Genomic DNA, 5,089 nt, shown 5'->3' on the forward strand with positions numbered 1-5,089 from the left:
CCGACGAGGCGCTGGCCGCGCTCGCCGCCACCGGCGGCACCGCGGTGCGGGTCTGCCCGCGGCCCGGGCTGCTCGCCGGTGATCCGGCGGCCCGCCCGCTGATCGAGATCGACGGCTGTGCCTTCGTCCGCCCGCCATGGAGGTTCACCCGATGACCGCGCTGGAACCGGGACTCGCGCAACCAGACCTGCCCGGACCGGCCGCCTCGGTGCCCAGCGTCCTGCCGGTGCGCGATCTCGTTCCGCCCGCGCTGCGCGCCTGGTGGGCGTACGCCGGTTTCTATCCGGGGCGGGATCTCCACACCCTGTTCACCGAGAACGCGCTGCGGCACCCGGACCGGCCGGCGGTCATCGACGACGACGGCGAGGCCACCTACGCCGATCTTGCCGCCCGGGTGTCCCGGCTGGCCGGCGCGTTCAAGACCGCCGGTATCCGGCCTGGCGAGACGATCGCCGTCCAGCTCCCGAACGGATGGCGCCCGGTCGCTGTGGATCTCGCGGCCGCCGCCGTCGGAGCGATAGTCCTCGCCTATCCGGTCGGACGGGGCCGGCGGGACACGCTCGCTCTGCTCGCCCGGTCCCGAGCGGCCGCGGCAGTGGTGCCGCACCGGCATGGAGACGTCGCCCCCGCGGACGTGCTGCGCACGCTGCGCCGCGACCTGCCCCACCTGCGGATGGTGATCGCGTCCGGGTCTGGCGCCCCGGACAGCCTGGAAGACCTGGTTGACTCCGGTCCGCCGCTGGCCCGCGGGGAGCCCGTCGACCCGGCCGCGCCAGCCCGCATCCTGGTCTCCTCCGGGTCGGAGGCCGCACCGAAGATGATCGTATATTCGCATGACGCGCTGGCCGGCGGGCGCGGGGCGTTCATCGGTGCCCTGCATGCCCGGCCAACGCCGATGCGCAACTTCTTCATGGTGCCGTTGGCGTCCTCGTTCGGCTCGTCGGGCTCCGCGGTGACCGTCGCCCGTTTCGGCGGCGCGCTGATCGTCTGCTCCCGTTTCGAGGCCGGCCGCGCGCTGGCTGCCATCGACGCGCACCGCCCGCACCTGGTGTTCGGCGTACCGACGATGTTCGCGATGATGCTCGACCATCCGATGATCGACCGGGTGGACATGTCCTCGCTGCACGCGGTCGTCGCGGGCGGCTCCCGGGTGGACCCGGCCACCGTGCAGGCCTGCCGGCAGGCCTTCGGCTGCGGGTTCGTCAACTGCTACGGTTCCGCCGACGGCGTCAACTGCACCACCGATCCCGGCTGCCCGCCGGCGGAGGTGCATTCGGCCGTCGGCCGGCCGAACCCGGCGGTCGCCGCGATCCGGGTCGTCGGCGAGGACGGGCGGGACGTGCCCGTCGACGGGGTCGGGGAAATCTGGGGCCTGGGGCCGATGAGTCCACTCTGCTACGTCGACGCGGATTTCGACGACCGCTACCGCACCGGCGGCGGCTGGGTGCGCACCGGCGATCTCGGACGTGTCGACCGCGACGGTTTCCTGCACGTCGTCGGGCGCCGCAACGAGATCGTCATCCGTGGTGGACGGAACATCAGCCCCGTGGAGGTCGAGCTGCTCCTGGCGCAGCATCCCGCGGTCCGTCAGGTGGCCTGCGTCGGCGTCCCTGACCGGATCATGGGCGAACGGCTGGCCGCCTGCGTGGCGACGAAGGACGGAGCCGCGGCCCCCGCCCTCGGTGAGCTGACGGCCTACCTCGCCGACGCGCACGGCCTGGAACCGGTCAAGTTCCCGGAAAGCCTGCACATCCTCGACGAGCTGCCGCTGTCCGCGGCCGGCAAGATCGACAAAAGGTGGCTGCGGGAACAGCTCACCGGCAGTGGGCCGCGGTGAGCTCCGCGGCCATCCACTTCGATCGCGTGACCTGCCGGTACGGCCGGCGCACCGCGGTCGACAGCGTTGTTCTGGATGTCGGCGCCGGTGAGCACGTCGCCCTGACCGGAACGAACGGATCGGGCAAGAGCACCCTGCTGCGCGCGGCCCTGGGCCTGCATCCCCTCGCCGGTGGCTCGGTGACCGTCGGCAGCGTCGCGGCCCGCACCCGCGCCCAGTGGGCGGCGCGCCGCCGGCAGGTCGCCTGGGTTCCCCAGCGCCTGTCCCCCGGCCGGTTCCCGTTGCTGGTCGACGAACTGCTCGACAGCGGCGGGCATCCACCCGCGGCCCGGGAGGCCGCCGCCGGGCTCGGTGTGGCAGGGCTCGGCGGCCGGCCGCTGCACACCCTGTCCGGCGGACAGCTACAGCGGGTGTTCCTCAGCCGTGCCCTCGGCGCGGTCGCCGCGGGCGCTCAGGCGCTGTTCGCCGACGAGCCCACCGCGGCACTCGACTTCGCCGGCCAGGAGCAGGTTGCCCGGCTGCTCACCCGGCTGCCGGTCACGGTCGTGGTGGTCAGCCACGACCGGGCGATGGCCCGGTCGTGTGACCGGGTCGCCGAGATGGCCGCCGGCCAGCTGCGGGTGATCTGACATGTACCGTCTCGTCGACCTCCTCGCGCTGCCCGCCGTCCAGCGCGGCGCCGCGGGTCTGCTGATCGCCGCCGTCGCGCTGCCGATCGCCGGAGTGTTCATCATCGGGCTGGACATCATCGCCGTCCGGTTCGCCGTCATGCACGTCGCCCTGCTGGGGATCACGGTCGGCCTGCTCACCGGGGCCGACCCGACGCTGTGTGGGCTCACCGCCTGCGCGTTGGCGGGCGCAGGGGTGGCGCCGTTCGCCCGGCGGCCCTCGGGCCTGCCCGGCGCGATGGGCCTGCTGATGACGTTCGCGATCGCTGGCGCGCTGCTGGTGCTGTCCCTCTCCGGGGTCAACGCCACCGGCGCGTTCGAGCTGCTGTGGGGCTCGATCCTGGCGGTCCGCGGCGTCGACCTGGTCGTGCTCGGCGTCCTCGCCGTGGCTGTCCACCTGCTCTACCGGCGCCATCGGCGCCAGCTCGCGCTGCTGCTGTTCGACCGGGAACTGGCGCTGTGCTCGGGAGTGCCCGCGGACGCCCTGATGCTCGCGCTGCTCGTGGTCGTCGCGGTCGCCATCGGCGCCGCGATCCGGCTCACCGGCGCGTTGCTGGTCGACGCGCTGACCATCCTGCCCGCCCTCGGCGCCCGCGCTCTCGGCCGCTCCCTGCGGTCGATGGTGATCTGGTCGGTCGTTCTCGGGCTGCTCGGCAGCACGGTGGGATTCACCGTCGCCCTGCTGGTCGACCAGCCTCCCGGCCCCGTGCTGGTCCTGGTCGCCGGTGCCCTGACCCTGCTCACCTATCTGATTCCTGAAGGAGCAACGGATGCGCGTCCTTCGCGCCGCCGCGCTGACCGTCCTGGCGACGATGCTGTCCCTGTCGACGATCGCGTGTGGCAGCACTGACAACCCGTCCGCCGCAACCGCGGCCGGGACTCGGCCGGCCGGTGCGACACCGGCCGCGGGACCGACAGTGGTCGCCTCGACCAGCTGGGTCGGTGCCCTGGCGAAGGCGGCCGGGGCCAGGAACATCACGGTCATCGCACCCGCCACCATCCAGCATCCACCGGACTTCGAACCCACCCCCGGCGATCTCGTCAAGGTCACCGGTGCCGACTACATCCTGTACTCCGTGTTCGACGGTTTCGCCGCCAAGCTCAAGGCCGCGGCTGGTGGAGCGGGCCGGCTCGTGCCGGTCGAGCTGGAGAACACGCCGACAGCGATCAGATCCGAGGTGACCCGGCTCGGCGCCATGTTCGGTACCGCCACGGCGGCCACCGCATGGTTGTCGCTGTTCGACAGCGAATACGCCGCGCTGTCGGGCAGGGTCAAGGCCGCGCTGCCGACGCCGGCACCGACCGCGGTCGCCCACCTGTGGATGGCCTACTGGGGTGCCTTCGCCGGCCTGTCCGTCGTCGGCACCTACGGCCCCCAGCCGGTCTCGGCCGGGCAGCTCGCCGATCTGTCCGCGAAGAGGCCGGCGCTGGTCCTGGCCAACGCACACCTACCGAGTGTCAACCCGGACATCCCCGGCTCGACCCGAGTCGAGATCATCAACTATCCGGACGCCAGTCTCGACCTGCTCGAGGTCTTCCGGACGAACACCGGCCGCATCATCGCGGCGTTCTCCGCACAGCGCTGACCCCGCCGCTGGCTCCCGCCACTGACAACCGGTGCTGACAACCGGTGCTGACAACCGGCGACAGCGACGCGAGGTAGGTGCCCCAGCCCCGCGCCGCCGGGCCCCTGTCGCCGATCACTCCTGGCCGCCCAGGCCGCGGCAGGATGAAACGGGTGAAAACCACGCCCCGGGAACCGGACAGCCCGAACGCGCGACTATTGGCAGATGGACTGCAGTACATGCCGCGAAGCGGTCTCAGCCCGCCTCGACGGGGAGAGCGAGTCCCAGCCTCCCGAGCTGATCGACGCCCATCTTGCCGGCTGCGCGCGGTGCCGCGCCTGGGAGGAGACGGCTATCGCGCTGGGCCGGTCGCTGCGGGTGGACGAGGTGTCGGCCGTCCCCGACATGGTCGACGCTGTCATGTCGGCCCCGCCGGCCCGCTCCCGCGGGCCGCTCTCCCGGATCGCCCTCGGCGGCGTCGCTGCCATCCAGATCATCGTCAGCCTCAGTCAGCTGCTCGACGGGGCAGCCGCCGGCGCTGAGGGGCACGGCGCCGAGGGGCACGGCGCCGGCGGGCATCTGTCACCGGCGCATCTGTTCAACGAGAGCGCGGCATGGAACCTCGCGCTGGGGATCGGGATGCTGTGGGCGGCCATGTACGCACGGCACGCGGCTGGCCTGCTGCCGACCATGTTCGGCTTTGTTGTCGCGCTCACCGGGCTGTCAGCTCACGATCTCGCGGTGGGCGCGGCACCGTGGAGCCGCATGATTACTCATCTGCCGCTCTTCGCCGGGCTGGCTCTGCTCTACCTCATAGATCGTGACGAACACCACCGCGGCAGGCCGGTGCCGCGCTGGCCTACCGGTCAGCCGGCCACCGACAGCGAGCAGGAGCCAGCACCGGAGCGGACGGCGCAGGATCTCCGGCCTGGCCGGCCAGACCGCCCGCCGCTACGCTCGGTGAGTCACCACCGTGCCGCGTAAGAGCGCCCGGCAACAGGGGCGTGGATCACGGTCAT

Annotated in this window: 5 protein-coding genes; all 5 read left to right on the forward strand. The window is 72.5% G+C overall.

Going from position 1 to position 5,089, the window contains the following annotated elements; genetic code table 11:
* The first annotated feature begins 151 nt into the window (after nucleotides 1-151).
* The gene (locus tag MJ783_RS21545) at nucleotides 152-1,837 is read left to right on the forward strand and encodes a class I adenylate-forming enzyme family protein (protein ID WP_239313289.1); all 1,686 of its coding nucleotides are present in this window, start codon (nucleotides 152-154) and stop codon (nucleotides 1,835-1,837) included.
* Nucleotides 1,834-2,466 carry a metal ABC transporter ATP-binding protein gene (locus MJ783_RS21550; protein ID WP_239313291.1) on the forward strand — a complete coding sequence of 211 codons (633 nt, stop codon included), beginning with the start codon at nucleotides 1,834-1,836 and terminating at the stop codon, nucleotides 2,464-2,466. The genes MJ783_RS21545 and MJ783_RS21550 overlap by 4 nt, the downstream gene beginning before the upstream one ends.
* A gap of 1 nt (nucleotide 2,467) precedes the next feature.
* Entirely contained in the window at nucleotides 2,468-3,355 is an 888-nt protein-coding gene (locus tag MJ783_RS21555; RefSeq protein ID WP_239313293.1) for a metal ABC transporter permease, read from the forward strand.
* Nucleotides 3,276-4,091, forward strand: coding sequence for a metal ABC transporter solute-binding protein, Zn/Mn family (locus MJ783_RS21560; RefSeq protein WP_239313295.1), 816 nt, complete (start codon nucleotides 3,276-3,278; stop codon nucleotides 4,089-4,091). The genes MJ783_RS21555 and MJ783_RS21560 overlap by 80 nt, the downstream gene beginning before the upstream one ends.
* 204 nt (nucleotides 4,092-4,295) lie before the next feature.
* The gene (locus MJ783_RS21565) at nucleotides 4,296-5,054 is read left to right on the forward strand and encodes a zf-HC2 domain-containing protein (protein ID WP_239313297.1); all 759 of its coding nucleotides are present in this window, start codon (nucleotides 4,296-4,298) and stop codon (nucleotides 5,052-5,054) included.
* Nucleotides 5,055-5,089: the final 35 nt, after the last annotated feature.

The organism is Protofrankia sp. Cj3, assembly GCF_917627355.1.
Lineage (GTDB): Bacteria > Actinomycetota > Actinomycetes > Frankiales > Frankiaceae > Protofrankia.